The 22,634-nt window shown below is 73.0% G+C and carries 25 protein-coding genes and 1 pseudogene; 8 read left to right on the forward strand and 18 right to left on the reverse strand.

The features are described from left to right. Positions 1-22: 22 nt before the first annotated feature. From AB0G28_RS33905 to AB0G28_RS33920, 4 genes are all read right to left on the reverse strand, one after another. Entirely contained in the window at positions 23-2,161 is a 2,139-nt protein-coding gene (locus AB0G28_RS33905; RefSeq protein ID WP_361098606.1) for a hypothetical protein, read from the reverse strand. Between the two features lie 121 nt (positions 2,162-2,282). After that, on the reverse strand, positions 2,283-2,612 hold the full coding sequence (locus tag AB0G28_RS33910) for a hypothetical protein (RefSeq protein WP_361098609.1): 330 nt from the start codon (positions 2,610-2,612) through the stop codon (positions 2,283-2,285). A 70-nt stretch (positions 2,613-2,682) separates the two neighbouring features. Continuing rightward, positions 2,683-4,038, reverse strand: a complete 1,356-nt coding sequence (locus AB0G28_RS33915) for a protein kinase (protein WP_361098613.1) — start codon at positions 4,036-4,038, stop codon at positions 2,683-2,685. Between the two features lie 97 nt (positions 4,039-4,135). Next, the gene (locus AB0G28_RS33920) at positions 4,136-4,597 is read right to left on the reverse strand and encodes an HNH endonuclease (RefSeq protein WP_361098616.1); all 462 of its coding nucleotides are present in this window, start codon (positions 4,595-4,597) and stop codon (positions 4,136-4,138) included. Positions 4,598-4,791: 194 nt separating this feature from the next. On the opposite strand from AB0G28_RS33920, the gene htpG reads away from it, so the two are divergent. Next, positions 4,792-6,687 (forward strand): molecular chaperone HtpG, encoded by a 1,896-nt coding sequence (htpG, locus tag AB0G28_RS33925; RefSeq protein ID WP_361098619.1) that lies wholly within the window; start codon positions 4,792-4,794, stop codon positions 6,685-6,687. 33 nt (positions 6,688-6,720) lie between these two features. Here the strand turns inward: htpG and AB0G28_RS33930 are convergent, their stop codons facing one another. From AB0G28_RS33930 to AB0G28_RS33955, 6 genes are all read right to left on the reverse strand, one after another. Continuing rightward, positions 6,721-8,142, reverse strand: coding sequence for a glycoside hydrolase family 76 protein (locus tag AB0G28_RS33930; protein WP_361098622.1), 1,422 nt, complete (start codon positions 8,140-8,142; stop codon positions 6,721-6,723). Between the two features lie 93 nt (positions 8,143-8,235). Next, complete coding sequence (locus AB0G28_RS33935; RefSeq protein WP_361098625.1) at positions 8,236-8,850, reverse strand: cupredoxin family copper-binding protein; 615 nt, start codon at positions 8,848-8,850, stop codon at positions 8,236-8,238. After that, positions 8,847-9,296 (reverse strand): hypothetical protein, encoded by a 450-nt coding sequence (locus AB0G28_RS33940; protein WP_361098628.1) that lies wholly within the window; start codon positions 9,294-9,296, stop codon positions 8,847-8,849. The genes AB0G28_RS33935 and AB0G28_RS33940 overlap by 4 nt, the downstream gene beginning before the upstream one ends. A 71-nt stretch (positions 9,297-9,367) precedes the next feature. Beyond that, the gene (locus AB0G28_RS33945) at positions 9,368-10,342 is read right to left on the reverse strand and encodes a cupredoxin family copper-binding protein (RefSeq protein ID WP_361098631.1); all 975 of its coding nucleotides are present in this window, start codon (positions 10,340-10,342) and stop codon (positions 9,368-9,370) included. Between the two features lie 21 nt (positions 10,343-10,363). Continuing rightward, positions 10,364-11,272: a CopD family protein gene (locus AB0G28_RS33950; RefSeq protein WP_361098681.1), complete on the reverse strand. Its 909-nt coding sequence runs from the start codon at positions 11,270-11,272 to the stop codon at positions 10,364-10,366. 2 nt (positions 11,273-11,274) lie between these two features. Further along, positions 11,275-11,886, reverse strand: coding sequence for a hypothetical protein (locus tag AB0G28_RS33955; RefSeq protein WP_361098634.1), 612 nt, complete (start codon positions 11,884-11,886; stop codon positions 11,275-11,277). Positions 11,887-12,276: 390 nt separating this feature from the next. On the opposite strand from AB0G28_RS33955, the gene AB0G28_RS33960 reads away from it, so the two are divergent. The 4 genes and pseudogenes from AB0G28_RS33960 (at position 12,277) to AB0G28_RS33975 (ending at position 14,389) form a co-directional block, all read left to right on the forward strand. Next, the gene (locus AB0G28_RS33960) at positions 12,277-12,828 is read left to right on the forward strand and encodes a copper resistance CopC family protein (RefSeq protein ID WP_361098637.1); all 552 of its coding nucleotides are present in this window, start codon (positions 12,277-12,279) and stop codon (positions 12,826-12,828) included. Positions 12,829-12,869: 41 nt separating this feature from the next. After that, on the forward strand, positions 12,870-13,208 hold the full coding sequence (locus tag AB0G28_RS33965; protein ID WP_361098640.1) for a hypothetical protein: 339 nt from the start codon (positions 12,870-12,872) through the stop codon (positions 13,206-13,208). Position 13,209: 1 nt separating this feature from the next. Then, positions 13,210-13,833, forward strand: a pseudogene (locus AB0G28_RS33970) (phosphoribosyltransferase family protein); the annotation flags it as partial. Between the two features lie 121 nt (positions 13,834-13,954). Then, positions 13,955-14,389: a DUF6292 family protein gene (locus AB0G28_RS33975; RefSeq protein ID WP_361098683.1), complete on the forward strand. Its 435-nt coding sequence runs from the start codon at positions 13,955-13,957 to the stop codon at positions 14,387-14,389. Position 14,390: 1 nt separating this feature from the next. On the opposite strand, the gene AB0G28_RS33980 is transcribed toward AB0G28_RS33975, so the two are convergent. The 5 genes from AB0G28_RS33980 to AB0G28_RS34000 all read right to left on the reverse strand — a co-directional run bounded on the left by AB0G28_RS33980 (position 14,391) and on the right by AB0G28_RS34000 (position 16,814). After that, on the reverse strand, positions 14,391-14,753 hold the full coding sequence (locus AB0G28_RS33980) for a VOC family protein (protein ID WP_361098643.1): 363 nt from the start codon (positions 14,751-14,753) through the stop codon (positions 14,391-14,393). Further along, entirely contained in the window at positions 14,750-15,181 is a 432-nt protein-coding gene (locus AB0G28_RS33985) for a hypothetical protein (protein WP_361098646.1), read from the reverse strand. The genes AB0G28_RS33980 and AB0G28_RS33985 overlap by 4 nt, the downstream gene beginning before the upstream one ends. After that, entirely contained in the window at positions 15,178-15,345 is a 168-nt protein-coding gene (locus tag AB0G28_RS33990) for a hypothetical protein (protein ID WP_361098649.1), read from the reverse strand. Before AB0G28_RS33990 ends, AB0G28_RS33985 begins: the two co-directional genes overlap by 4 nt. A gap of 65 nt (positions 15,346-15,410) precedes the next feature. After that, positions 15,411-15,836 (reverse strand): DUF4383 domain-containing protein, encoded by a 426-nt coding sequence (locus AB0G28_RS33995; RefSeq protein WP_361098652.1) that lies wholly within the window; start codon positions 15,834-15,836, stop codon positions 15,411-15,413. Positions 15,837-15,989: 153 nt separating this feature from the next. After that, entirely contained in the window at positions 15,990-16,814 is an 825-nt protein-coding gene (locus AB0G28_RS34000; RefSeq protein ID WP_361098655.1) for an SDR family oxidoreductase, read from the reverse strand. 78 nt (positions 16,815-16,892) lie between these two features. Between AB0G28_RS34000 and AB0G28_RS34005 the strand changes: the two genes are divergently transcribed. Both AB0G28_RS34005 and AB0G28_RS34010 read left to right on the forward strand, forming a co-directional pair. Next, positions 16,893-17,912 carry a hypothetical protein gene (locus tag AB0G28_RS34005; protein WP_361098658.1) on the forward strand — a complete coding sequence of 340 codons (1,020 nt, stop codon included), beginning with the start codon at positions 16,893-16,895 and terminating at the stop codon, positions 17,910-17,912. A 62-nt stretch (positions 17,913-17,974) separates the two neighbouring features. Continuing rightward, the gene (locus tag AB0G28_RS34010) at positions 17,975-18,163 is read left to right on the forward strand and encodes a DUF2795 domain-containing protein (RefSeq protein WP_361098661.1); all 189 of its coding nucleotides are present in this window, start codon (positions 17,975-17,977) and stop codon (positions 18,161-18,163) included. Here the strand turns inward: AB0G28_RS34010 and AB0G28_RS34015 are convergent. From AB0G28_RS34015 to AB0G28_RS34025, 3 genes are read right to left on the reverse strand one after another with little or no spacing between them, the layout of a single operon-like run. After that, complete coding sequence (locus tag AB0G28_RS34015) at positions 18,121-18,390, reverse strand: hypothetical protein (protein ID WP_361098664.1); 270 nt, start codon at positions 18,388-18,390, stop codon at positions 18,121-18,123. The genes AB0G28_RS34010 and AB0G28_RS34015 overlap by 43 nt on opposite strands. A gap of 52 nt (positions 18,391-18,442) precedes the next feature. Further along, entirely contained in the window at positions 18,443-19,474 is a 1,032-nt protein-coding gene (locus AB0G28_RS34020; RefSeq protein ID WP_361098667.1) for a glycosyltransferase family 9 protein, read from the reverse strand. Then, positions 19,471-20,955, reverse strand: a complete 1,485-nt coding sequence (locus AB0G28_RS34025) for an HAD-IIIA family hydrolase (protein ID WP_361098670.1) — start codon at positions 20,953-20,955, stop codon at positions 19,471-19,473. Before AB0G28_RS34025 ends, AB0G28_RS34020 begins: the two co-directional genes overlap by 4 nt. A 90-nt stretch (positions 20,956-21,045) precedes the next feature. Between AB0G28_RS34025 and AB0G28_RS34030 the strand changes: the two genes are divergently transcribed. Next, positions 21,046-22,383 (forward strand): aldehyde dehydrogenase family protein, encoded by a 1,338-nt coding sequence (locus AB0G28_RS34030; RefSeq protein WP_361098673.1) that lies wholly within the window; start codon positions 21,046-21,048, stop codon positions 22,381-22,383. Positions 22,384-22,634 lie beyond the last annotated feature (251 nt).

Here is a 22,634-nt window from a genome sequence, read left to right on the forward strand (position 1 = left end):
CCGTTCACTGTGGACATTCCTCTCAGAACGCGTAGACGTGGTAGGCGGCGGTGATCGTCTCGGCGATCGTCGCGCCGGCGGCGTCGGACGCCGTGACGCGCAGCGAGACGTCGGTGCCGCCGAACGTCTCCGTCGTCGCGGTGAAGTCCGCGTGGAAGACGCCGTCGCCGCGGGCGGTGACGGTGGCGTCCTGCCAGGTCGTGCCATCGGTCGAGTACTGGACGGTCGCCCCGGTGATCGCGCTCGCGGTGCTCAGCTGCAGGTGCCCGACCGTGAGGTCGAGGCCCTGCGGACCGGACACGGTGGACCCGTCCGGCCGGAGCCCGCCGACGGCGTACCCGAGCGTCAGCAGGGGTTCGACCGCGCACGACCGGTCCCCGCGGACGCAGTACAGCGCCTTCGGGAGCGTCACGCCCTCGACGTGCTGCGACTTCCACGTCCACTCCGTGTGGCTCGCGGTGCTCTGGCGGTACATCGGGCCGGTGCGGCCCGCGTCGATCGTCAGCCCGAGCGTCGAGGGACTCGAGCCGACCTCCTGCTCGAACTCGACGGCGAAGGCGCCGGCCCACGGGGTGCCCTCGGCCACGGTGGTGCCGTCCTGGGTCAGCCGGTAGTGCCCGGTGACGGTGTCCCGTGCCTCGCCGTCGAAGCCGAAGCCGGTGTGGCCGGGCTGGTTGTCGCTGAACGGCGTGATCGCGAACCGCACCAGGTCACCGGCCCGGGTCGCGCCCGGTTGCGTGTAGATCGACGCGTCGTCCAGCGGCAGCAAGGCCACCGCGCCCGCCGGGTGCAGCGGGAACCGGTTCCAGTCCTCGGTGACCGACGTGCCGCCGCGGTAGGTGTGGAACGCCTCGTACTGGCCGCCGGCCCAGCCGGGGAACGAGCCCGGACCGGGGAGGATGTACTTCGAGACGCCGCCGAACCACATCAGGTCGGGGGCCGCCGAGACGTACTCGGTCTGCTTGCGCGGCAGGTCGATCAGGCGCGACGGCCGGCCGCCGCCGTCCTCGAAGGTGAACATGCCGCTGCGCTGCCGCCGCCCGATCGAGCTGAAGTCGCTGTAGTAGGTGGCGTCGACGGTCGCGATGTCCTTCGCCGTGATCACGTACCGCTGCTGCGGAATCGTGCCGACGGCGGCCTTCTGCAGCACGTATTCGTACGGCGTGCCCGGTCCGGGCGGGGACACCAGCCTGCTGTACGGGTAGGTCTGCAGCGCTCCGGTGCGCACCGGGACGGCCGTCGGGGAGACCGAGATCGGCACGCCGGGTCCGGCGTCGAAGTCGATCACCTGCGCCGGCCCCGTCTTCGCGGCGCGGCGGAACAGGAACCCGTTGTCGTCGAGCAGGGCCGGACGCGGGGTCACCCAGGTCACCTTGCTGGACGCGCGTTTCGCGTCGACGCGGACGGTCGTGTCCGCCTTGACCGCGAACTCGGGCTGCGCGCTGAACCGCATCTCGGTCGGGTTGCCGTCGGCGTCGGCGGTCCAGAAGACGCCTAGCGCGCTGTAGTTCCCGTCCGGCACGCTGAACTTGGCCGTGCCGCCCGAGAAGTAGTTCAGGCTTTCGTCCGGGTCCAGGAGGTTCCCGTCGTCGGTGTTGTACAGGAACGCCATGCCGGTGTCGGCGGGCTTCCCGTCGATGCCGGTGGCGTCGGCCGACACCGTGCGCATCACCGACCGCGGCTGGACGGCCTGCCGCTTCGGTGCCCCGGAGAGCGCGAAGCTCGCTCCGCCGGCGAAGAGACCCTGGCCGCCGAAATGGCCACGCGCGTTGTCCTCTTTGAACTGCTTCGCCAGCGCGGCGCCGAAGGTCTTGGTGTCGACCGGGAGCCGGGCGCCGGACAGCAGGGCCCTGACGTCGAACAGGCTCAGGTCCAGCCCGCGCCCGAGGTAGGGGAGCGCGGTGCCGGGGACCTCGTAATCGCGGTCGCCGAGCCGCAGGTGCACCAGCGTCCGCGCCATGCCCTTCCCCGCGGCCGGCTCGATCTCGTAGGTGTCGCGGCCGTCCGCGGTGGTCCGGACGGTGACGCGGTCACCGGTGGCGAGCGTGACGGTCGCCGGGGCCGCCGCGGCGACCCCGGCCACCGCGGACGGCGGGGCGAGCCCGGCCAGCCCGGCCTGGCCCGCGAGCAGGACACTGACGATGGACAAAGTTCTTCGCACTGGCGCCTCCGTGTGATGGTTGATCACCACTACCGACGAACCAGTTGCCTCGACCGTTGACCGGCGTTCGCGATCTTGCCCGGAATTACGCTGATCGGCTCAACGACGCACCGTGGCGGCGCTAGTCCTGGCTGCGCGCCTTTTCGAGCTCGGCCAGGAACCGCGCGACCTTCTTGCGGTCGCCGTAGTCGTACTGGAACGCGTTGCCGGCCAGCTTGTCGGCGAACATCGGGACGTTCTCGACGACGTCGGGGGACGCGTCCGGGGTCACGAACACGATCTTGCCCGGCTTCCACGCCGTCGCCGGGCTGTGCTCGACCCGGGTGATCTTCGCGACCGGGAACCGGTTCTTGGTGTCGTCGGGGACGATGCCCCAGCTCGTCGTCGCGATGCTGAGCGTCACGGTTTGCCCGTCGAAGCGGATCGACCGGCGCCTGGACCTGATGTGCACGATGCCTCCCCGAAGGCCGCGCTTCGACTATCGCAGAGCGCGCGGACGCGGGGCAGGTGCGTTCGGGTGCTCAGAGCGTCCGGCAGGTCAGCGACGGGCGGGCGGCGCCGCTTCCGCTCTGCGTCAAGGCGATGAAGCCGAACGTCGTCGACCCGTTCGCGTCCAGTTTCGCGTTCCAGGACGCGTTCTCCACCGTCACCGCCGAACCGTCGACGGTGAAGCTGCCGTTCCACAGGCCGCTGATGCGGTGCCCGGCGGGCAACGTCCAAAGGACGCGCCAGCCGGAGAGTCCGGCGCCGTGGTCGTTGCGGACCGTCACCTCCACCTGGTAGCCGCCCGGCCAGGAGTTCGTGACCTGGTAGCGGGCGGCGCAGCCCAGGTCGGCGGTGGTCGACGGAGGCGGCGTCGTCGAAGCCGCGGGAGGACCGGACGAGACCGGCGCCGCGACCGTGGCCGTGCCCTCCGGGACCAGCGCCGTCCCGATCACGACGCCGAGCGCCAGCAGGACCGCACCGGCCGCGCAGGCCAGCACGATCCGGCGGCGCGGCCGCCGGACGCGGATCAGGCGGGTCGCGGTCCGCCGGGGCCGCGACGGCGGCAGCGGGCGGTTCTCGGTGACCGCCTCGAACAGCGCCTGGACCTCGGCCATCGTCGGGCGGTCCCCGGGATCGCGCTGCAGGAGACGGCCGAGGACCTCGGCGAGCGGCCCGTCGTGCCGCGGCGGGATGACCTCCTCCTTGGCGACCTTCAGCAGCAGGGTGATCGGGTTGTCGTCGGTGCCGAACGGCGGCATGCCCTCCAGCGCGCGGTAGAGCGTCGCGCCGAGCGCGAACACGTCCGCCGGGAAGCCGCCTTCGCCGCCGCCGGCGACTTCGGGGGCCAGGAAGGCGGGGGTGCCGGCGATGAAGCCGCCGCCGGTCACCATTCCTTCGCCGGTCGCCCGGGAGATGCCGAAGTCGGCGATCTTGGCGACGCCGGACTCGCCGACGAGGATGTTGGCGGGCGTGACGTCCCGGTGCACGACGCCCTCGGCGTGCGCGGCGGCGAGCGCCGAAGCGACCTGCGCGCCGATGCGAGCCACCTCGCCGGCGGGCAGGGTGTCGCGGTCGAGCAGGATGTCCGCGAGGCTGCGCGACGGCAGGTACTCCATGACCAGGTACGGCTCGCCGGACTCCTCGACGACGTCGTGCACCGTGATCGCATGCGGGTGCCGCAGCCGTGCCGTCAGCCGTGCTTCGCGCAGGGCCCGCAGGGCCGCCTGGCCACCGGCGGCCTGCTCGAGGGCCGGGTCGTAGTCCAGCTGCTTGACCGCGACGACCCGGTCGAGCCGCTCGTCGCGGGCGCGCCAGACGACGCCCATCGCCCCCTGGCCGATCCGCTCGGCCAGCCGGTAGCGCCCGGCGATCAACTCTCCTGCGTCGGTCACGACGACCTCCCGGCCTTCCCCAGGACACACGGGTGCGGAAGACGATCGGTTCGAGCTTAACGGCCTGCCCGCCGGGGTGCCGGCGAACAGGCCGTGCTCACGCGCCGAGCCGGTGCAACTGGTCCCATGTCGGGACGTACGGGGCGAAGCGGAGCTTCATCCCGGCCTCGCCCGGCAGCTTGTCCGCCTTGCGGGCGTTGCAGCTGCGGGCCGTGCCGCCGCACGCGGCGACGGTGTTGAGCCAGTCGGTCCGGGCGCCGCCGCGGCTGATCGGCCGCACGTGGTCGATCGTGGTGGCGCGCTGCCCGCAGTACGCGCAGCGGTGCCCGTCCCGGGTCAGCACCCCGCGCCGGGACCAGCGCGGTGGCTGCGTATATCGCCACTTCATGACGACGTACCGCAGCAACCGCACGATCTTGGGGCGCGGGAACAGCCCGTAGGCGAGACCGTCCTCGGCCTCGTGGATCTCGGCGACGTGCCGCACGAGCATGCGGATCGCGTGCGGGACGGAAACGGTCTGCAGCGGCTCGTAGCCGGCGTTGAGGACGAGAACCTTCACCGGGCACCTCATTTCTGCTTCGAATTATGCGGAAACCGCGCTTTCCGCGCTGCTGCGGATCATCGTCGCCGAGCCGCCTGAGCTGCGTCAATCGTGTTTCACCGCCGCGGACACGCGCGGGAGAACGCCCGGTGACCGCCGGTCGCGCGCCTCGGTAGGATCGACCCAACCTCGTTGACCGGAAAGGAACGGAAGTGACCACCCCGATCGAGACGCTGGAGTTCCAGTCGGAAGCGCGTCAGCTGCTCCAGCTGATGATCCATTCGATCTATTCGAACAAGGACACCTTCCTGCGCGAGCTCGTGTCCAACGCCTCCGACGCCCTCGACAAGCTGCGGCTGGAGTCGTACCGCGACAAGGACCTCGACGCGGACACGTCCGACCTGCACATCACGATCGAGACGGACCCGGCCGGGCGGACCCTGACGGTGCGGGACAACGGCATCGGCATGACCCGCGACGAGGTGGTCGCCCTCATCGGCACGATCGCCAAGTCGGGCACGGCCGACTTCCTGACCAAGCTCAAGGAGGCGAAGGACGCCGCGGCGTCGCAGGACCTGATCGGGCAGTTCGGCGTCGGGTTCTACGCGAGCTTCATGGTCGCGGACAAGGTCACGCTCGTGACGCGCCGCGCCGGCACCGCCGAGGGCGTCCGCTGGGAGTCCTCCGGCGAAGGCACCTACACGATCCAGGCGGTCGAGGACGCGCCGCAGGGCACCGCGGTGACCCTGCACCTCAAGCCCGAGGACGCCGAGGACCACCTCTACGACTACACGTCCCCGGCGAAGATCCGGGAGATCGTGAAGCGGTACTCCGACTTCATCACCTGGCCCATCCGGATGACGGGCGAGGGCGAGAACGCCGAGGCCGAGACCGTCAACTCGATGAAGGCGCTGTGGGCGCGCTCGTCGAGCGAGGTCACCGAGGACGAGTACCACGAGTTCTACAAGCACGTCAGCCACGACTGGCAGGACCCGCTGGAGACCATCCGGCTCCAGGCCGAGGGCACGTTCGAGTACCAGGCGCTGCTGTTCCTGCCCTCGCGCGCGCCGATGGACCTGTTCATGCGGGAGCGCAAGCGCGGCGTGCAGCTCTACGTCAAGCGCGTCTTCATCATGGACGACTGCGAGTCGCTCGTCCCCGAGTACCTGCGGTTCGTCAAGGGCGTCGTCGACGCGCAGGACCTCTCGCTCAACGTGTCGCGCGAGATCCTGCAGCAGGACCGGCAGATCCAGCTGATCCGCCGCCGCCTGGTCAAGAAGGTCCTCTCGACGGTCAAGACGATGATGACCGCCGACGCCGAGAAGTACGCGACGTTCTGGCAGGAGTTCGGCCGCGCGGTCAAGGAAGGCCTGCTCGACGACTTCGAGAACCGCGAAGCCATCCTCGAGATCTCGTCGTTCGCTTCGACGCACGACGCCGAGAAGCCGACTTCGCTGCGCGACTACGTCTCGCGGATGAAGGACGGTCAGGAGCACATCTACTACATGACCGGCGAGTCGCGGTCGGCGATCGAGAACTCCCCGCACATGGAGGCGTTCCGGGCCAAGGGCTACGAGGTGCTGGTGCTGACCGACCCGATCGACGAGATGTGGGTCGACGCGGTTCCGGGCTTCGATGGCAAGCAGTTCCAGTCGATCGCCAAGGGCCAGGTCGACCTCGAGTCGGACGAGGACAAGAAGGCCACCGAGGTCGCCCGCGAGCAGCAGAAGAAGGACTTCGAAAACCTGCTGACGTGGATGGCGGCGGCCCTGGGCGACACGGTCAAGGAGGTCCGCCTGTCGTCGCGGCTGACGACGTCGCCGGCCTGCATCGTCGGCGACACGCACGACCTGACGCCGACGCTGGAGAAGATGTACCGCGCGATGGGCCAGGAGCTGCCGCCGATCAAGCGGATCCTCGAGCTCAACCCGGAACACGCGCTGGTGACGGGACTGCGCGAGGCGCACGCGTCCCGGCCGGACGACGAAGGCCTGGCCGAGACGGCCGAGCTGCTCTACGGCATGGCCCTCCTGGCGGAGGGTGGCGAGCTGGCGGACCCGTCCCGGTTCATCAAGCTGCTGGCCGGCCGGCTGGAGAAGACGCTCTGAGGTGACGCCCGGGCGGGGTTGCCCCGCCCGGGCTCACGGGGCCGCGTTCATCAGGTCCAGTGCGCTTTGCTGGCGGGCCGCGTCGGGCTGGTCGAACGGGCCAGCCCACATCAGTCCGTACGCGTCCGCGCTGTTCCGGTCGTTGGCGTACGCCGAGTTCGCCTGGCGCTGCAGGTAGCTCGTGTACGGGTGATCGGACAGCGCCGCGTTCAGCACCGCCAGGTCCCGCACGTACACGCCCTTGAAGCTCGGGCCGTCGACGCCACCGCCGCCGGCCGTCTCGCCGGGGTCGCGGAGGATGCCACCCGGGTTCAGCGACGCGTTCGTCGTCGACGCGTTGGCCATCGCGCGGGCCTTCGTCAGCAGGCCCGCGTCGCCGGTCGCGCGGGACAGCTCGGTCAACGCCGCCAGGGGCACGCCCTGGTTGTACGTCCAGGTCGGCTGACCGTTGTTCACGCAGGCGGAAGTGAGGCCGTCGTTGACGAGGTTCGAGCCGTTGATCATCCCGCTGCCCGAGAACCACGTCCAGCCCGCCCGGGCGCGTGCCAGGTACACGGTGTCGCCCGGGATGCGGTTGTGCAGGGCCGCGTTCAGCTGGATGTACAGCGAGTTCGGGATCGCGTTCTTGTAGGTGCGGCTCGTGCTCCACCAGACCCCGCCGCCGCAGACGCCGTCCCAGTACGCGTACATGTGGTCGGCGTCGGCGCGGGCGGTGTTCAGGTATTTGCCGTCGCCGGTCAGGTCGTACGCGTCGACCCACGCGAGGCCCCACCACCCGGTGTCGTCCAGGTAGTCGTTGCGGAAGCTGCCGCCTTGGGCCGCGAGGTTCTTCGTGTACGTCGTGTCGATCGCGTAGCGGTAGCTGCCCATGCCGCTGACCCGGATGTTGCCGATGATCGCGGTGAGCGCGTTGGCCGAGTTCCACCACCCGGTGGTGTCGAACAGGCCGGTGCCCAGGTTGTAGCGCTCCATCAGCGCCGTGGCGGCCGCGGTGCGCCGGTCCCAGGCGTTCCACGTCGGACGCGCCCAGCCGGTGCAGGCGATGGGCCCCGACCCCGACGGCTGCCCGCACGCGCGCAGCAGCCCGACGCCCGTGTTCGCCCAGTCGTCGGCGTTGTACATCAGGGTCCGCCAGCCGGTCGCCCCGGACGGGGTCGCGGTGTCGCCGAGCTTGCTGCCCGACGCCCACGTCCGCCCGGCGTCGAACGAGCGGTCCAGCCAGACGTGGTCGCCGGCCGCGCCGCCGGTGATCGCCGCCCAGCCCATGTCGTCGCCGTCGTCGAGGTGCAGGGAGATCCGGCGCCCTCCGGTCGTGGCCGAAGCGCCTTCGCGGTCACCGGGTGACAGCGCCGGATCCCTGGCGTCACAGTACTTGTCGCAGATTCCAGTGGCGGCCGGAACCGCGGCCGGGGTGGCCGCGAGGACCAGGCTCAGCAAGGGAACGAGGAAGTTCATCGGCCACCTTCCACGCCGGAGGGCGATGCTTCCATTGTCCGGAGCCGATCCCAGTGGTCCAGTCCTTTGCCTGGACAGGTTCCGGACAGGAATTCACGCCCTTCGCGAACCCAGCAACAGCAGGCACAGCACGGCGATCCCGGTGACGAGCCCGGCGACCAGCAGCATCGGGTCCAGGGTCGGCGGAGTGGCCGCGGCCGCCTGCTGGACCACCGGCGGCGTCGACGACGTCGCGGTGGCCGGAGGCGTGGTGGCCGGGGGAGTGGTCCCCGGCGCCGCGGCGGCCGGAGCCGTCGTGGGCTTGCGGGCCGGTGCCGGTTTGGCCGCCGCCGGCGTGGTCGGTGCCGGTTTCGGAGCGGCCGCCGTCGCCGGTGCGGGCAGGACCGTCACCGAAGCCCGCATGTCCGGGTGCACCGAGCAGTAGTACGAGTACGTGCCGGGCTGCTGGAACGTGTAGCTCCAGCTCTGGCCGGCCGACAGCTGCGGGCTCCGGAACGCGACCGGCGCGCTCGTCGTGACGACGTCGTGCGGGGCCTGGTCGTGCTGCATCCAGGTGACCGTGTCGCCGACCCGGACGGTCAGCGAGGCGGGAGAGAAGGCGTAGTCCTGCATCATCACCTGCTGCGTCGCCGCGGCGGCAGGGGCGGGAACCAGCGGCAGGTTCAGGAACAGCAGCAGGCCGGCGACGGCCAGGGCGGCGCGGCTCATCGGACGAACTCGATCGCGATTTCGACGCGCAGCCGCCGCCTCGCGAGCAGCCGCACGAGCCGTCCGGCCCGCCGCGGTTTCCGGTGGACCGGGGGCACGACGCCGACGGCCCAGACGACCACCCCGTGTTCGTCCTGGTGCCGGACGTCCCCGCGCAGGCGGACTTCCCGGCCGGCCACCCGGCCCTCGACCACGAAGGGATCTTCGGCGACTTCGTCGGCGGTGAAGGTCAGTTCGTCACCGCGGAACGCCCGGCCGAGGAAGGGGATTCCGGTCCGCAGCGAGCCGGGGTCGAAGGTGACCGTGAGCGCCGAGCCGGGCGTCCAGTGCCCGCCGGTCGCGGCGAGCCGGCCGCGGACCAGGGGCGGCCGCGGGGAAACCTCGATGACGCAGCGGTCGCGGCGCAGGGTGTAGCCGGTCGCCGGCAGGACGGCGGTGTCGGGCATGGGGGTGGCCTCCGGGGAAGGGAGCGGGTGGCCCGGCCGGGAGACCGGGCCACCCGCGGGGACGGCGAAGCTCAGCAGCTCGCCTGGTTCAGCAGCGGCGTGAGCACGTTTTCGAGCCACACCGTGTGCGTCTTGATGTACTGGTCGAGGTTCAGCAGGTCGGTCACCTGCTGGCCCAGCGACTCCTCGAGGTGCGCGCTCTTGATGTGCGCGACGATCGGGGCGAGGGTGTCGGTGACGACCTGGCCCGCCGACCCGTCGAACGCCGGGGCGAGCACGGTTTCCAGCCACACCGTGTGGGTCTTGATGTACTGGTCCAGGTTGAGGATGTCCTGCACCTGCTGACCCGGTGAGGTCTCCAGGTGCGCGCTCTTGATGTGGTCGAAGATCGGCTGCAGGACCGACTTCGGCACGCAGGAGCCGCCGCCGGCGGGGGTGGTCGGCGCCGGCATCGTGTGGGTCGGGGCCGTGGTCGGCGCGGACGTCGGGGCCGACGTCGGCGGGGTCGTGGTCGGGGCCGTGCCGGTCACGGTGATCGTGGCCTTCATGTCCGGGTGGATCGCGCAGTAGTAGGAGTAGGTCCCGGCCTTGGTGAAGGTGTGGCTGAACGTCTGCCCGGTCTGCAGGGTCGGCGAGGTGAACTTCTCCGGCCCGTCGGTGACCACGACGTTGTGCGGCGCGGTGTCGTGGTTGGTCCACGTCACGGTGTCGCCCACCGAGATGGTCAGGCTCGCCGGGCTGAACTTGTAGCCCATCGCGTCGACGGACTTCGTCGTCGGCGTGGCAGCCGGTGCCGCGGCACCGCCGGCCTGCTCCGCGGCGAGGCCTTGGTAGAGCGGTACCGCGAGGGGACCCTGCTTGGCGAGGGCGGCGAGGTCGACGTTCGCGGCCTGGCTCGGCGCGGCCTGTTCGGTCTGCCCGCCGCGAAGCGTGGAGAGGCTGACCAACGCCGTCGCCAGGGCGACGATCGCCACGGCGATCGGCCAGTTCCGCCGTCGCCGCACCACCTCCGGCTGCTCGGGGGCGGTGGGGGTGGGGTTGTCCATCGAGGGACTCCTTTCGGGGGATCAGCGGCCGGGGCTGGCCGTGACGAGGAAGCTCGCCGCGAGGAGGACCACGAGCACGAGCGTGGTCTCGGCGGCGACGGAATAGACGAACGGGCGGACGGTGCCGGCGTCCCCGCGCAGGACGACGGCGAAGTCGAGGCGGCGGCCCACCCAGCTGCGGCTGGCCTGCGCGATGAGCAGCACGACGGCGAGCACGGCGAGCTTGACCAGCAGGGTCTGGCCGTAGGAGGTGCTGAACACCCGGCCGAAGCTGCCGATGGTCTGCCACGCGAGCACCACGCCCGCGGCGACCACCACGGCGACCGACGTCATCGCCAGCTTCGAATACCGGGGGACGACCGTGGCGAGCTCTTCGGGGTCACGGCGGGCCAGGACGCCGAACAGCAGTACGGCGAGGCCGCCGATCCACGCCGACGCGCCCGCGAGGTGCGCGAGGTCCGCGAGCTGCGTCAGCCACGGCCGGGTGCTCTCCACCGCGTGGCCGGTGAGCCCGGTCGTGCGCAGCAGCCCGAGCAGGACGGCGCCGGCCCCGGCGCGCCAGGGCAACGCCGTCGCGGCGGCGCGGCCGCGTTGCAGCAGCCAGGCCAGCACCACGCCGCCGAGCAGCCACAGCAGCGCCCTGGCGAACCAGATCCGCCCGAACTGGCTGTCCAGTGCCTGGCGGAGCAGGTCCAGGGCGAAGAGGTCGCCGGGCGGGCGTTGCGCGGCCCACGCCGCCTGCAGGCCCAGGCCGGCGAGCGTGCCGAGCAGGCCGAGGAGCCAGCCGGTCACCAGCACCGAACGGGCACCGCGGTGACCGGCTCCCGTCGGCCACAGCACGGCCAGGAACAGCAGCCCGCCGGCGAACAGCGTGAGGCCGGCGTAGTCGACGGTGCGGGCGAGGACGTACCAGGCCTTGACGGGTTCCACGCTCACCGTCCATTGGGGACGGTCGGGGCCGGGACGCCGACGGCGGCGGCGGGCACCATCGCCGGTTCGAGGCCGCCGTCGGTCGTGCGGCAGTACCCGAGGACGAGCGCGCCGACGCCGCCCGGCCCGGTCACCCCGAGGCCGGTGGTGACGGATCCGAGCAGGGGCAGGCCGCCGACGGTGTCCAGGACCTGCTGCGTCACGCCGGGTTGGCACGGCGGCACGTCGGTGCCCGGTGGTGGCACCGGGGTCGTCGGCGGGGGCGTGGGTTGCGGTGAGCCGGGATCCGGGGGCGCGGGGGTCGGTACGACGTCGATGCCGCCCGGCATCGAGGGCATCGACGGCATGGCCGGGGCCGGCACGTCGCCGGCGGGGACCGCGGGCAGCGGGACCGGCGGCACGTCCGCCGGGGGCAGACCCGGCGGAAGTGATGGCGTCGCGGGGGTTTCCGGGGTGGCGGGGTGCCCGCCGTCCGCGACCACCGGCGGCGTGGCCGCCCCGGCGGTGCCACCGGGCCGCAGGCCGATGCCGGACGCGTAGCCGACGACGATCACGACCGCGCCGGCCAGGCTCGCGGCGATGACGTGGTCACGGCGCAGGGCGGGTCCTCGCACGGTTTCGGCCTCCAAAGAACGGGAATACGTGCCCCGGTAAAGGGATTTGCGGCAATCCGGAGCGGTGGGAAAGAACGGGATGTGGGGAGCAGAAAACCAGCCGTCACGTTTCGGGGGGTGATCTTCACATGAAGGCCAGGTAAAGTCGGCGGCCTCGCTGGCGGCTCGGGACGGTGAGAAGTTGAGCCGAACGCCCCGGACGCTGCGCCGTTCGGGTGTCCGCAGTGGCGAACCAGTGGAGTAGCGGCCCGTTTTGCCCGGTTCGCGGGCGAGCGTCCGCCGCGGCGGTGAGAATTGCTTAACACAGCCGTTTCACGGCTTCCGTTGCCTGGCCGGGCGTGCTGGCTACGGTTTGCCTGTCGCACGAATTCCCCAGAACGCGAGGAAATCATGACTTCCCGCTTGTCTTTCCGCGTCCGGATCGCCGCCGCGCTGGCGGCCGCCTGCTGCGCGGTCCTGCTCGGCGCGCCCGCGGCGGACGCGCACAGCGTCCTGGTGTCGAGCACTCCGGCCAAGGACGCGGCGATCACCACTTCCCCGGCCGAGGCCGCGCTCGTGTTCAACGAGCAGGTCGAAAACCAGTTCACCGAGCTCGCCGTGCTCGGCCCCGACGGTACTTCGCACTGGGAGGCGGGTCCGGTGTCCGTTGTGGACGCCCGGGTGTCCGCGCCGCTGCGCCCGCTCGGCCCGGCGGGCGTCTACACCATCCGGTACCGGGTCACCTCCGCCGACGGGCATCCGGTCTCCGGCTCGATCCCGTTCCGGCTCACCGTCGCGGGCCCGGGCGCCGCGCCGCCGGCGGCCGCGGTGCCGGTCGCCGCGGGCGCGGCGGGCCCGGGCGGCGACGGTTCGATGCCGCTGTGGCCGTGGATCACCGGGGGAGCCGTGCTGCTCGGGACCGGGTTCGCGGTGGCCAGGAGGCTCGCGCGCGCGAACGCGTGAGCGGGGGTGTGCCGCGGCCGCCGTCCGGGTAACCCGCGCGCATGACGAACCTCGACGACACCACGACCGCGAAGCTCGACGAATTCGTGCTCGCCCGGCTCGCGGAGGACGAAGAGCGCGTCCGAGCGGGCGAACTGCCGCTGATCGACGAAGCCGAGCGGCGCGGACGGCTGCGGATCATGTACGCCGACGACGGGGACGGGCTGCTGCTCGCCGGCGGGCCGGTCGAAGCGATGGAAGACCGTCACCCGGTGCCCTTCGCCGAGAAGGCCGAGTTCCTGCGCCGCGAGATCCGCGACGCCCACGACGACGCGTCGGTGAAGTTGATCGCGTCCGTGTACGAAGCCCACCCCGACTGGCGCGACGAATGGCGTTCCTGAGGTCTTCGCCGACCGCGACGACGGCGGACGGCGGCTCGCCGCGGAGCTGTGGCGCCGCGACTGGGCGGACCCGCTCGTGCTCGGACTCGCCCGCGGCGGCGTCCCGGTGGCCGCCGTCATCGCCCGCCGGCTCGGCGCCGAACTGGACGTCGCGGTGGCCCGCAAGATCGGCGCGCCGGGGCGGCGGGAGTACGGCGTCGGCGCCGTGACCGCCGACGGCCCGGCGATCTACGACGAAGCCGGCCTGCGCGCGCTGAAGCTGACGGCCGCCCGGATGGCACAGGCGGAGAGCCGGGAGCGGGCGGAGGCGCGCCGCCGGCTCGCGCGCTACCGCGCCGGCCGGGCGCCGGTCCGCCTGACCGGCCGTGACGTCCTCCTCGTCGACGACGGGCTGGCCACCGGCGTCACCGCGACGGCGGCGCTGCGTGACGTCCGGGCGGCCGGCCCGCGGAAGGTCGTCTTCGCCGCGCCGGTCGCCGCCCCGGGTGCGGCCGCGCGGCTGCGGGAGGAAGCCGACGACGTCGTCTGCGTCGCCGAACCGCCGGGATTTCGCGCGGTCGGCCAGTGGTACGTCGATTTCCGCCAGGTCGGCGACGAAGACGTGCTGCGCCTGCTCGGCCGGTGACCGTCGGGAATCCACAGAGGACGGGCCGTGACGTGCTGCTCCACCCGGGGTACACCGGGTTGACCGAGTGGGTGACGGGGTATCACCCGGCGAAGGCACCGACCGGATGGGCAGGCGCGCGATGATCGAACGGGACGGGCTCGGCGCGGCGGCGCGCGGGCTGAGGCAGTACCTGCTGGGCGTCGCGGCCAAGCTGGACGTGCCGGCCTGGTTCTGCGAAGTCGACGTGCCGGCCGGCGCCTACCTGGCGCTCGAGCGGCGGCTGGCGCGGTTCCCGGACCACGAGACGGCACTGCTGTGGGACGAGGGGGACGGCTGGTCCGCGGCGGTCGAGTCGGCGACGGGCGAAGACGTGATCGTCCTGGCCTACCTCGGCGAGGACGTCCTGCCGACCGCGGAAACCGTCGTGGCCTTCGTCCTGGACCTCTACGGCGAAGCGTACCCAGGACAGCCGGACCCGCCGGGCTTCCGCAGACCGGGCGCCCCGGACGGCTTCGACGAACGCCTGGCCGCCTACGCCGGTGACACGGTCGCCCTGCCCGAGGGCTACGCCTGAGTCAGCGCGGTGGCAGCACGCAGAACTCGTTCCCCTCCGGGTCGGCGAGGACGATCCACGGGTCGTCAGGCGGGTCGTCGAGGACCTTCGCCCCCAGCATCACCAGCCGTTCCACCTCCGCGCGCTGGTCGCGGTCCACCGGCGCGAGATCGAGGTGCAGGCGGTTCTTCCCGGCCTTCTCCTCGGGGACCGGCTGGAACAGCAGCGCCGGGCCGCCGTCGAAGTCGATTTGGCGGTACGTCAGCCCGTGCGAGTCGGTCCACGTGCGGGTCTTGCCGTTCCCCAGTGCCTTTTCCCAGAACTCGGCGAGCAGGTCGGGCTGACGGCAGTCGACCGCCACGGCGAGGATGCGGGTGGCCGTCATGCGCCCGCCACGATCCGGTTGACGGCTTCGGCCACCAGCTCCGGTTCGGCGACCGTCACCGTCAGGCCGGGGTGGCGGATCCGGCCCCACGGGTCGATCCCGGCCACCGGCTCGCGGAACCGGAGGCACACGCCACCCCGCGTCGTGGTGCCGAACGTCAGGCCGCGGTCGGCGAGCGAAAGCCGGACGCCGAGGCCACGCAGGACGCTGTACGGACCGGTCGCCTCCGCGCCGGCCAGGTTGCTCAGCGGGGTCTCCACCAGCCACGGGCCCAACCGGACGCGCAGGCCGGTGGCGTCGAGTTCCAGGCCGCTGCGTGCACCCAGGACGCGGCGCAGCCACGGGAACGGGACGTCGAAGTCCGCGTGCATCCGGTAGTGCACGACGACGGTGGGGTGACCCACCGCCGCCGTGCCGCCGGCCGTCATGCCCCGCCACCCAAGGGCGGGACGTCGGTGTCGTCGTCGGGGGCGCTCTCGGGCTCCCGCCACTCCTCGGCGCGGGACGGGCCGTTGCCCTGCAGGGTCCCGCGCAGCTCGGCCTTCAGCGCGTCGTCCTCGCGCGGCGAATGCTGGTCGCTTTCGCGGTGCATGGGAACCTCCTTCACGCGGTGTCCTTCCCCGGCTACCCGGTCGGCACCTGCCGAAACTCCCAAGATCACCGGGCGGCGCGCCGGGCGGCCACGATGCCGAGCACCAGCCCGGCGGCCGCGGTGAGCCCGTGCAGCCAGTTGTCGGCCCAGTTCAGGTTGACCGGGTCATCCGGGTTGCCGACCGCGGTGGCCAGGACGCCGTACGCGGTCATCCCGGTGAAGCCGACGAACAGCACCCAGCAGTAGATGATCGAGCCGGTGCGGCGGGTCGCGGCGAGCAGCCCGAGCACGCCGACGGCCGTGTGGACCATGTTGAGCAGCGAGGTCAGGCTGAAGATCCACACCGCGCGGCTCGTCTCGTGCCCGACCGCGGCGGTTTCCGGCGTCAGGAACCCGGCGATCCCGAGTGCGAGGTAGAGCAGTCCCAGCACGGCGACGGCCGGGCGCAGCCACGCCGGCGCGGTCCGGCGGCGGGTTTCGGCGGACGTCATGGGTGCCTCCTTTGTCCGTTCCCGCCCGGATACCCGCCGGGACGGGCGGGAAACGGCGGAGTGGAAGGGCCGGACGGCGGGCTGGGGTGCCGCCGTCCGGCCCGTGGCCGGGACCCGCGCCGGTCCCTGCAGCCAGGACGCGGGCCCCTGGTCTCAGGGGGAACGCCAGTCGTGACCGCGGTACGCGGTCCCGTGCTGGGCGCCCATCAGGAGCAGGCCGCCGTCGACGACGAGCGACGTGCCGGTGATGTAGCCGGCCGCCGGGGTGGCCAGGAACGCGACCGCGGCCGCCACCTCGGCCGCGTGGCCGGGGCGGCCGAGCGGGATGCCGGGCCGGTCCTGCTCGCGCGGGTCGGCGTCGGCCTGCCCGGTCATCGGCGTCGAGATTTCGCCGGGAGCCACCGAGTTCACGGTGATGCCGTGCTCGGCCAGCTCCAGCGCGAGCACCTGGGTCAGCCCGCCCGCCCCGGCTTTGGCGGCGCAGTAGGGCGCGGCGCCGACCCGGGGGACGTGCTCGTGGACGCTGGTGATGGTGATGATCCGGCCGCCGTGCCCGGCGTCGATCATGTGCCGCGCGGCGCGTTGGGAGAGCAGGAAAACGCCGTCCAGGTCGACGTCGAGGACTTCGCGCCACTTCTCGTAGCTGAGGTCCAGCACGAGCTGGCCGCTGCCGGTGCCGGAGCAGTTGACCAGGACGTCGATGCCGCCGAGGTCTTCGGCGAACGCGTCGACGACGTCGGCGGCGCCGGGCAGCTCGGTCAGGTCGAGCTTCCGGACGTGGGCGGCCACGCCGTGCGAACGGGCCTCGGCGGCGGTTTCCTCCGCGCCGCCGGCGTCGGAGTGGTAGGTGATGCCGACGTCGAGGCCGCCACCGGCGAGGGCCACCGCGACCGCGCGGCCGATGCCGGAGTCGGCTCCGGTGACAATGGCGCGTCGTGGCGAAGCGGCTTCGGCGGGCAGAGGAGCCGGGAGCGACACGGGCATCTCCTTTCGTCACCGGTCGGCTACCACCCCGGCGGGGGACTAAACGCGCCGGCCGCGGGGTACTCCGGCCGGATGAGACTGGCCGTGCTGGACATCGGGTCGAATTCGGCCCAGCTGCAGGTGGTGGACGTGTCCGCGGGGGCGCCGCCGCTCCCGGCGCACGCGGTGAAGGAACCGACGCTGCTCGCCGAAGAGCTGCTGCCCGACGGGACGCTGAGCGACGACGGGATCGAGCGGGTGACGTCCGCGGTCGGCCGGGCGGTGGACGCGGCGGTCCGGCTCGGCGTCGACCACCTGTACCCGTTCGTCACCGCCGCCGTCCGCGACGCGGTGAACCGCGACGAGGTGATCGACCGCATCCAGGCGGGATCCGGGATCCGGCCCCAGTTCCTCTCCGGCGAGCAGGAGGCGCGGCTGACGTACTTCGCCGCCCGCCGCTGGTACGGCTGGTCGGCCGGGCGGCTGCTGCTGATCGACATCGGCGGCGGCTCGATGGAGCTGGTCCTCGGCCGGGACGTCGAGCCGGAGCTGGCGGTGTCGCTCCCGCTGGGCGCGGGCCGGCTCACCCGCGAGTTCCTTTCCGCCGACCCGCCGACGCGCAAGCAGGTGAAGGCCCTGCGCCGACACGTCCGCGACACCCTGTCGGAGGTCCTGGACCGGCTGCGCTGGGAAGGCCCGCCGCGCCGGGTCGTGGCGACGTCGAAGACGTTCAAGCAGCTGGCCCGCCTCACCGGTGCCCCGCCCCAGCGCAAGGGCCCGTTCGTCACCCGGGAGCTGGTGGTCGCGGACGTCCGCGAGTGGATCCCGCGGCTGGCCCGCGTGCCGGCGGCGGAACGGGCGGGGCTGCGCGGCATTTCGAAGCCGCGGGCCCGCCAGGTGGTGGCCGGCGCGGTGGCGGCGGAAGTGACGTTGTTCGCGCTGGACGTGTCGAGCGTCGAGGTGTGCCCGTGGGCGCTGCGGGAGGGGATCCTGCTGCGGCACCTGGAACAGCTCGCCGAATCGACGCCGTTGCCGCTGCAGCCGCTGACCCGCCACCCGGACGCCACGGTCCGGCCGCTTCATCCGGTGGGGGAGCAGCCGGTGCCGTCCTGAGCGTGTGTGTCGGCCGCCGGACGGGGTAACCGGGCCGTTCCCCGAACGGAAGGAGAGCTCCCGTGAGCAAGCCGAACCCGATCCAGCTGCAGAAGTACCTCTCCGGCGTCGACTACCCGGCCAAGCGGGACGACCTGGTGCGGGCGGCCGAAAAGAACGGCGCCGACTCGGACACCCTGGACGTCGTGCGCGGGCTGCCCGACCGGACCTACGAGGGGCCGAGCGGCGTGAGCAAGGAGATCGGTGGCTGACCTCCGCACGGCCCGGGCGGATGCCGCCCGGGCCGGCACAGCCCGCGGCGCAGCAAGCCGGGCGATCGCCGGGTGGTGAACTGCTGCACGACGTGGAAGTCGCGGCTGTCCTCGTCGTGCACGACGGTCGCCGCGAGATTGCCGGGGAACCGGGCGGCCTCGGCGGTGGCCCCGCGCGCCCATTCGGCGAACTCGTCGATCCGGCCCGGCTTGTAGACCGCCGTCACCGGTTCCTCCCGGGGATCGCGGTGTTCTCGTGTGCCCGAAGTGGACATGGGGCTACCCGGCCGTCGACAGGGCGACTCCTGGCTGAGCGAGTGCGGTGACCGCGCGGCAGACGTCCGCGGGGTCTATCGTGTCGAGGCAGGGATGGCCCGGGACCGGGCACACCCGGGCGCGGCTGGCCCGGCAGGGTGCCTGCTGGTCGCCCAGCACCACCGTGGGGACGCCGTACGGCGCCCACCGCTGCGCCGGCACGACCGGGGCGAACAGCGACACGACCGGCGTGCCCGCCGCCGCCGCGAGGTGGGCCGGGCCCGTGTTGGGCGCCACCACGACCTGGGCGCCGGACAGCACTGCCGCCAGCTCGGCCAGCGAGGTCCGGCCGCCCAGGTTCACCCCCGACGTCCCGGCCACGTGCTGGGTCAGGGCCCGTTCCGACGGCGCGCCCGTCACGAGCACCCGGCGCCCGTCGGCGGCCAGCTCCCGCACCAGCCGGCGGCTCCAGCCGGCGGACGGCTGGCGGGCGGGCACCGACGCGGCCGGGTGCACCACGACGTACGCCCCGCCCCCGGTCAGCCTGCTGGTGTTCGGCAACGGGCGCCGCAGCGCCAGGGCGCCGTGGTCGTCCGGCGGCAGCGAAAAGCCCGCCGCTTCGGCGAGCGACAGCATGCGCACCGGTTCCGGCGGATCGCCGTCGACGCGGTGACGCAGGTCGAGCAGGCTGCCCGGGTAGTCCTCGGAAATCGCGCCGATCCACGGCACCCCGGCTTGCCGCAGCAGCAGCGCCAGCGGCAACGGCGACTGGTGGAACGACGTCAGGACCAGCGCGCGGTCGAACGACTTCGCCCGGATCAGCTCGACGAACGCGCCGGTGTCCTCGGCGGTCACGGGGGGCGGCTCGGGGTCGATCCACGGCGCCGTCCACGTGAGCACCTCGTCCACACCCGGCAGCAGCTCGGCGGCGGCGCGGCCGTGCGGGCCGGCCAGCAGTGTCACGTGCGACGCGGACGCGGCGACCGCGCGGACGCAGGGCCCGGCGAGCAGGACGTCCCCGAGGTTGTCCTGGCGGGCGACGAGCACCCGGGTCATCCGGCGACCCCGGCCACGCGCAGCGCTTCCGACAGGTCGCGGGCGACGGCGGCGTCCCGGCGTGCCCGGGCGATCTCCGGCTCCAGCGTCCGGGCGGTCGGTACCAGCACCGCGCGGGCGCCCGCGGCGAGCGCGGCGTCGACGTCGGCGCCGGTGTCGCCGATGAGCACGCAGGACGCCGGATCGACGCCGAGCTCGCCGGCCGCCCGGAACACCATGCCGGGGGCGGGTTTGCGGCACGCGCAGCCGTCGCCGTCGTCGTGGACGCAGACCTGCCACGTGCCGAACGGACCGAAAAGCTCCTGGACGCGGGCGTTCACCGCGTCGAGCTGTTCGGGCGTGATCAGTCCTTTCGCGACTCCCGACTGGTTGCTCACCACGCCGACCGGGATGCCGCGGTCACGCAGTTGTCGTACAAGATCGACGGCGCCGGGTACCGGGCGGACGCCGTCCGGGTCGTTCAGGTACGGGACGTCGACGATCAGCGTGTCGTCCCGGTCGAACAGCACCGCGACCGGCGGCCGGGGCCGCCGGGCCGCGATTTCCCCGCGCAGCCGGTGGTAGCACGCCGCGGGCGGGATGAGGACGCTGGTGACGACCATGCGCGCGACTTCGCCGGGCGTCCGCGGGCCCGGGAGGATCCGCCGGGTGGCGAACTCCGCGGTCAGCCCGGCCCAGACCCCGGCCGCCAGCAGCGCTTTCCCGCGCTGCCGCAGCACCGGCAGCGTGAGCGCGGCCAGACCGGCCACTGTGGACAGTGCGTGCCGGCCGAGCCGGCCGTGCCCGGCGCCGGTGCGCTGGCGCCACAGCACGCCGTGCTTGCGCCGCATCAGCGCGTTGTCGGCGTTGCCGCGCTGGGCTTTCAGGCTGGAGAAGAACCCGGCCCGGCGAGCCGGGTGGGTGGTCAGCCGGGTGCCCTGGTCGATCCGGTGCCCGGCCTCGGCGACGCGCAGCGCGAGATCGGAATCTTCGCGGAACGCGCGCGGGAACCGTTCGTCGAAACCGCCGGCTTCGACGAGCGCGCTGCGGCGGTAGGCCATGTCGGCGGTGATCCACCGCGCGTGCTCGAGTCCCGCGGTGCCGCGTTCGTCGTCGGTGGGACGGCGGTCCGCGGGCAGCGGGACGGTGATCCGGCCCTGGGACGCGGCGACGTCCGCCGGCAGCGGCAGGAGGTCCTCGGCGAGCCGCCGGGGCCAGTCGGGCGCGAGCACGACGTCGTCGTCGACGAAGGCGATCCACTCGCTCTTCGCGGTGCGCCAGCCGAGGTTACGGGCCGCCGCGGGGCCGCGCCCGCCGGAGCGGAGTACGCGCACACCGCCGGGCACGTCCAGATCGGACGTTCCCGGCGGCGTGCGGTCGTCGACGACGAGGATTTCCGCCGGTCGCGGGCCTTCCCCGCCGAGGAGGGTGTCCAGCAGTGGCCGAAGCGTCTCCCGGCCCGTCGTGGGGATCACCACGGTGTAGTCGAGCGAAGCAGTCACCGCAGCGGGCTACCCGCTCGACGGCCGATCAAACGGCGTGTCGAACTCCTCGCGCCCGGGTAACCGGCGGGCGAGGAGAAGGAGGTGCGGATGATCGAGATCCGGAATCCGGCCGACGGCAGCGTGGTGGGCAGGGTGCCGGCCGCGGGCGAAGACGAGATCGACGCGGCGCTGGCGCTGGTGAACCGGACCCGGGCGCAGTGGGCCCGGACGCCGGCCGCCGAACGCGGCGCGCTGCTGCACACCGCGGCGGAACGGCTGCGAGCCCACGCCGATGAACTGGCGAAAGCGAACGAAGCGGAGACCGGCCGCCCGGCCGGCGAAGCCCGCGAAGGCGTGCTCGCCGGCGCGGGCACTTTGGACCAGTACGCCGAACTCGGCCCGGTCCACCGCGGCCGCAGCCTGCTCGGCGACGTGGGCGCGACGGACCTCATGGTGCCCGAACCGCGCGGCGTCGTCGTGGCGCTCACGCCGTGGAACGACCCGGTCGCGGTCGCCTGCGGGTTGCTGGGGGCGGCGCTGGTCACCGGGAACACGGTGGTGCACAAGCCGAGCGAGCGCGCGCCGCACACCGGTCAGCTGCTCGGCGAGGTGCTCGGGGGCGTGTTCCCGGCCGGCGTGCTGCAGACGCTCCACGGCGACGGCGGGGTGGGCGCGATCCTGGCGATGCGCGACGACGTCGACGTCATCGCCCACGTCGGCAGCACGGCGACCGGCCGGTCGATCGCGGCGAGCGCGGCCGCGACGGGGGCGAAGACGTTGCTGGAGAACGGCGGCAACGACCCGCTGGTGATCGACGCGGACGTCGACCCGGTGTGGGCCGCGGGCCAGGCGGCGCTGGGCGCGTTCGCCAACTCGGGGCAGATCTGCGTCGCCGTCGAGCGGATCTACGTGTGTTCCGCGGTCGCCGAGCCTTTCCTGGACGCGCTGGTGAAGGAAGCCTCGTCCCGGACCTTGGCGCCGCTGGTGGACCGGCGGCACCGCGACCACGTCCATGCCCACGTGACGGACGCGCTCGACCGGGGCGCCCGGCTGCTGACCGGGGGAGAGATCCCGGACGGCCCCGGAGCGCACTACCCGGCGACGGTCCTCACCGATTGCGCGCCGGACCTGCGGGTGATGACGGAGGAGACGTTCGGCCCGGTGGCCCCGGTGCGGGTCGTCGACGGTTTCGACGAGGCCCTGGCCGAAGCCGCCTCGGGCGAATACGGCCTGGCGGCGACGGTGCTGACGGGGTCGATGGCGCACGCGCAGCGCGCGTGGCGAGAGCTGCCGGCGGGCACGGTCAAGGTCAACAACGTGTTCGGCGGCGCGCCCGGCGGGGCCGCGCACCCACGCCGCCGCAGCGGGAACGGGTACGGGTACGGGCCCGAGCTGCTCGACGAGATGACCCAGACGAAGCTCGTGCACATCGCCCCGCCGGCATGACCGAACGGAGCGAGAGATCCGCCGCCGCCCGGGATCGGCGGGGTTCGGGCGGGGAGGAGAGTGCGGGCGCGGTGCGGGAGAGCGGCGGTTCGCCGGCGGGGGCCGATGGGCACGACCGGGATCGCGGCGAGGCGCTGGGCAGCGGTTTCTCCTCGGGCGCGGGGCCGAGCGCCCCAATGTGGCGTTGGTTGCGTCCAGCGCACCCAATGTGGCGTTGGGGGGGGGGGGGGGCCCCCCCCCCCCCCGGGGGG

This window comes from Amycolatopsis sp. NPDC021455, from assembly GCF_040640995.1.
Taxonomy (GTDB): domain Bacteria; phylum Actinomycetota; class Actinomycetes; order Mycobacteriales; family Pseudonocardiaceae; genus Amycolatopsis.

What these genes read in the sequence shown, in the direction of transcription:
- AB0G28_RS33930 (WP_361098622.1), bottom strand. Translation starts at nt 8,142, where the DNA reads ATGAACTTCCTCGTTCCCTTGCTGAGCCTGGTCCTCGCGGCCACCCCG.
- AB0G28_RS34030 (WP_361098673.1), top strand. Translation starts at nt 21,046, where the DNA reads ATGATCGAGATCCGGAATCCGGCCGACGGCAGCGTGGTGGGCAGGGTG.
- AB0G28_RS33980 (WP_361098643.1), bottom strand. Translation starts at nt 14,753, where the DNA reads ATGACGGCCACCCGCATCCTCGCCGTGGCGGTCGACTGCCGTCAGCCC.
- AB0G28_RS34005 (WP_361098658.1), top strand. Translation starts at nt 16,893, where the DNA reads ATGAGACTGGCCGTGCTGGACATCGGGTCGAATTCGGCCCAGCTGCAG.
- AB0G28_RS34020 (WP_361098667.1), bottom strand. Translation starts at nt 19,474, where the DNA reads ATGACCCGGGTGCTCGTCGCCCGCCAGGACAACCTCGGGGACGTCCTG.
- AB0G28_RS33985 (WP_361098646.1), bottom strand. Translation starts at nt 15,181, where the DNA reads ATGACGGCCGGCGGCACGGCGGCGGTGGGTCACCCCACCGTCGTCGTG.
- AB0G28_RS33990 (WP_361098649.1), bottom strand. Translation starts at nt 15,345, where the DNA reads ATGCACCGCGAAAGCGACCAGCATTCGCCGCGCGAGGACGACGCGCTG.
- AB0G28_RS33935 (WP_361098625.1), bottom strand. Translation starts at nt 8,850, where the DNA reads ATGAGCCGCGCCGCCCTGGCCGTCGCCGGCCTGCTGCTGTTCCTGAAC.
- AB0G28_RS33995 (WP_361098652.1), bottom strand. Translation starts at nt 15,836, where the DNA reads ATGACGTCCGCCGAAACCCGCCGCCGGACCGCGCCGGCGTGGCTGCGC.
- AB0G28_RS33975 (WP_361098683.1), top strand. Translation starts at nt 13,955, where the DNA reads ATGATCGAACGGGACGGGCTCGGCGCGGCGGCGCGCGGGCTGAGGCAG.
- AB0G28_RS33940 (WP_361098628.1), bottom strand. Translation starts at nt 9,296, where the DNA reads ATGCCCGACACCGCCGTCCTGCCGGCGACCGGCTACACCCTGCGCCGC.
- AB0G28_RS33965 (WP_361098640.1), top strand. Translation starts at nt 12,870, where the DNA reads ATGACGAACCTCGACGACACCACGACCGCGAAGCTCGACGAATTCGTG.
- AB0G28_RS33945 (WP_361098631.1), bottom strand. Translation starts at nt 10,342, where the DNA reads ATGGACAACCCCACCCCCACCGCCCCCGAGCAGCCGGAGGTGGTGCGG.
- AB0G28_RS33960 (WP_361098637.1), top strand. Translation starts at nt 12,277, where the DNA reads ATGACTTCCCGCTTGTCTTTCCGCGTCCGGATCGCCGCCGCGCTGGCG.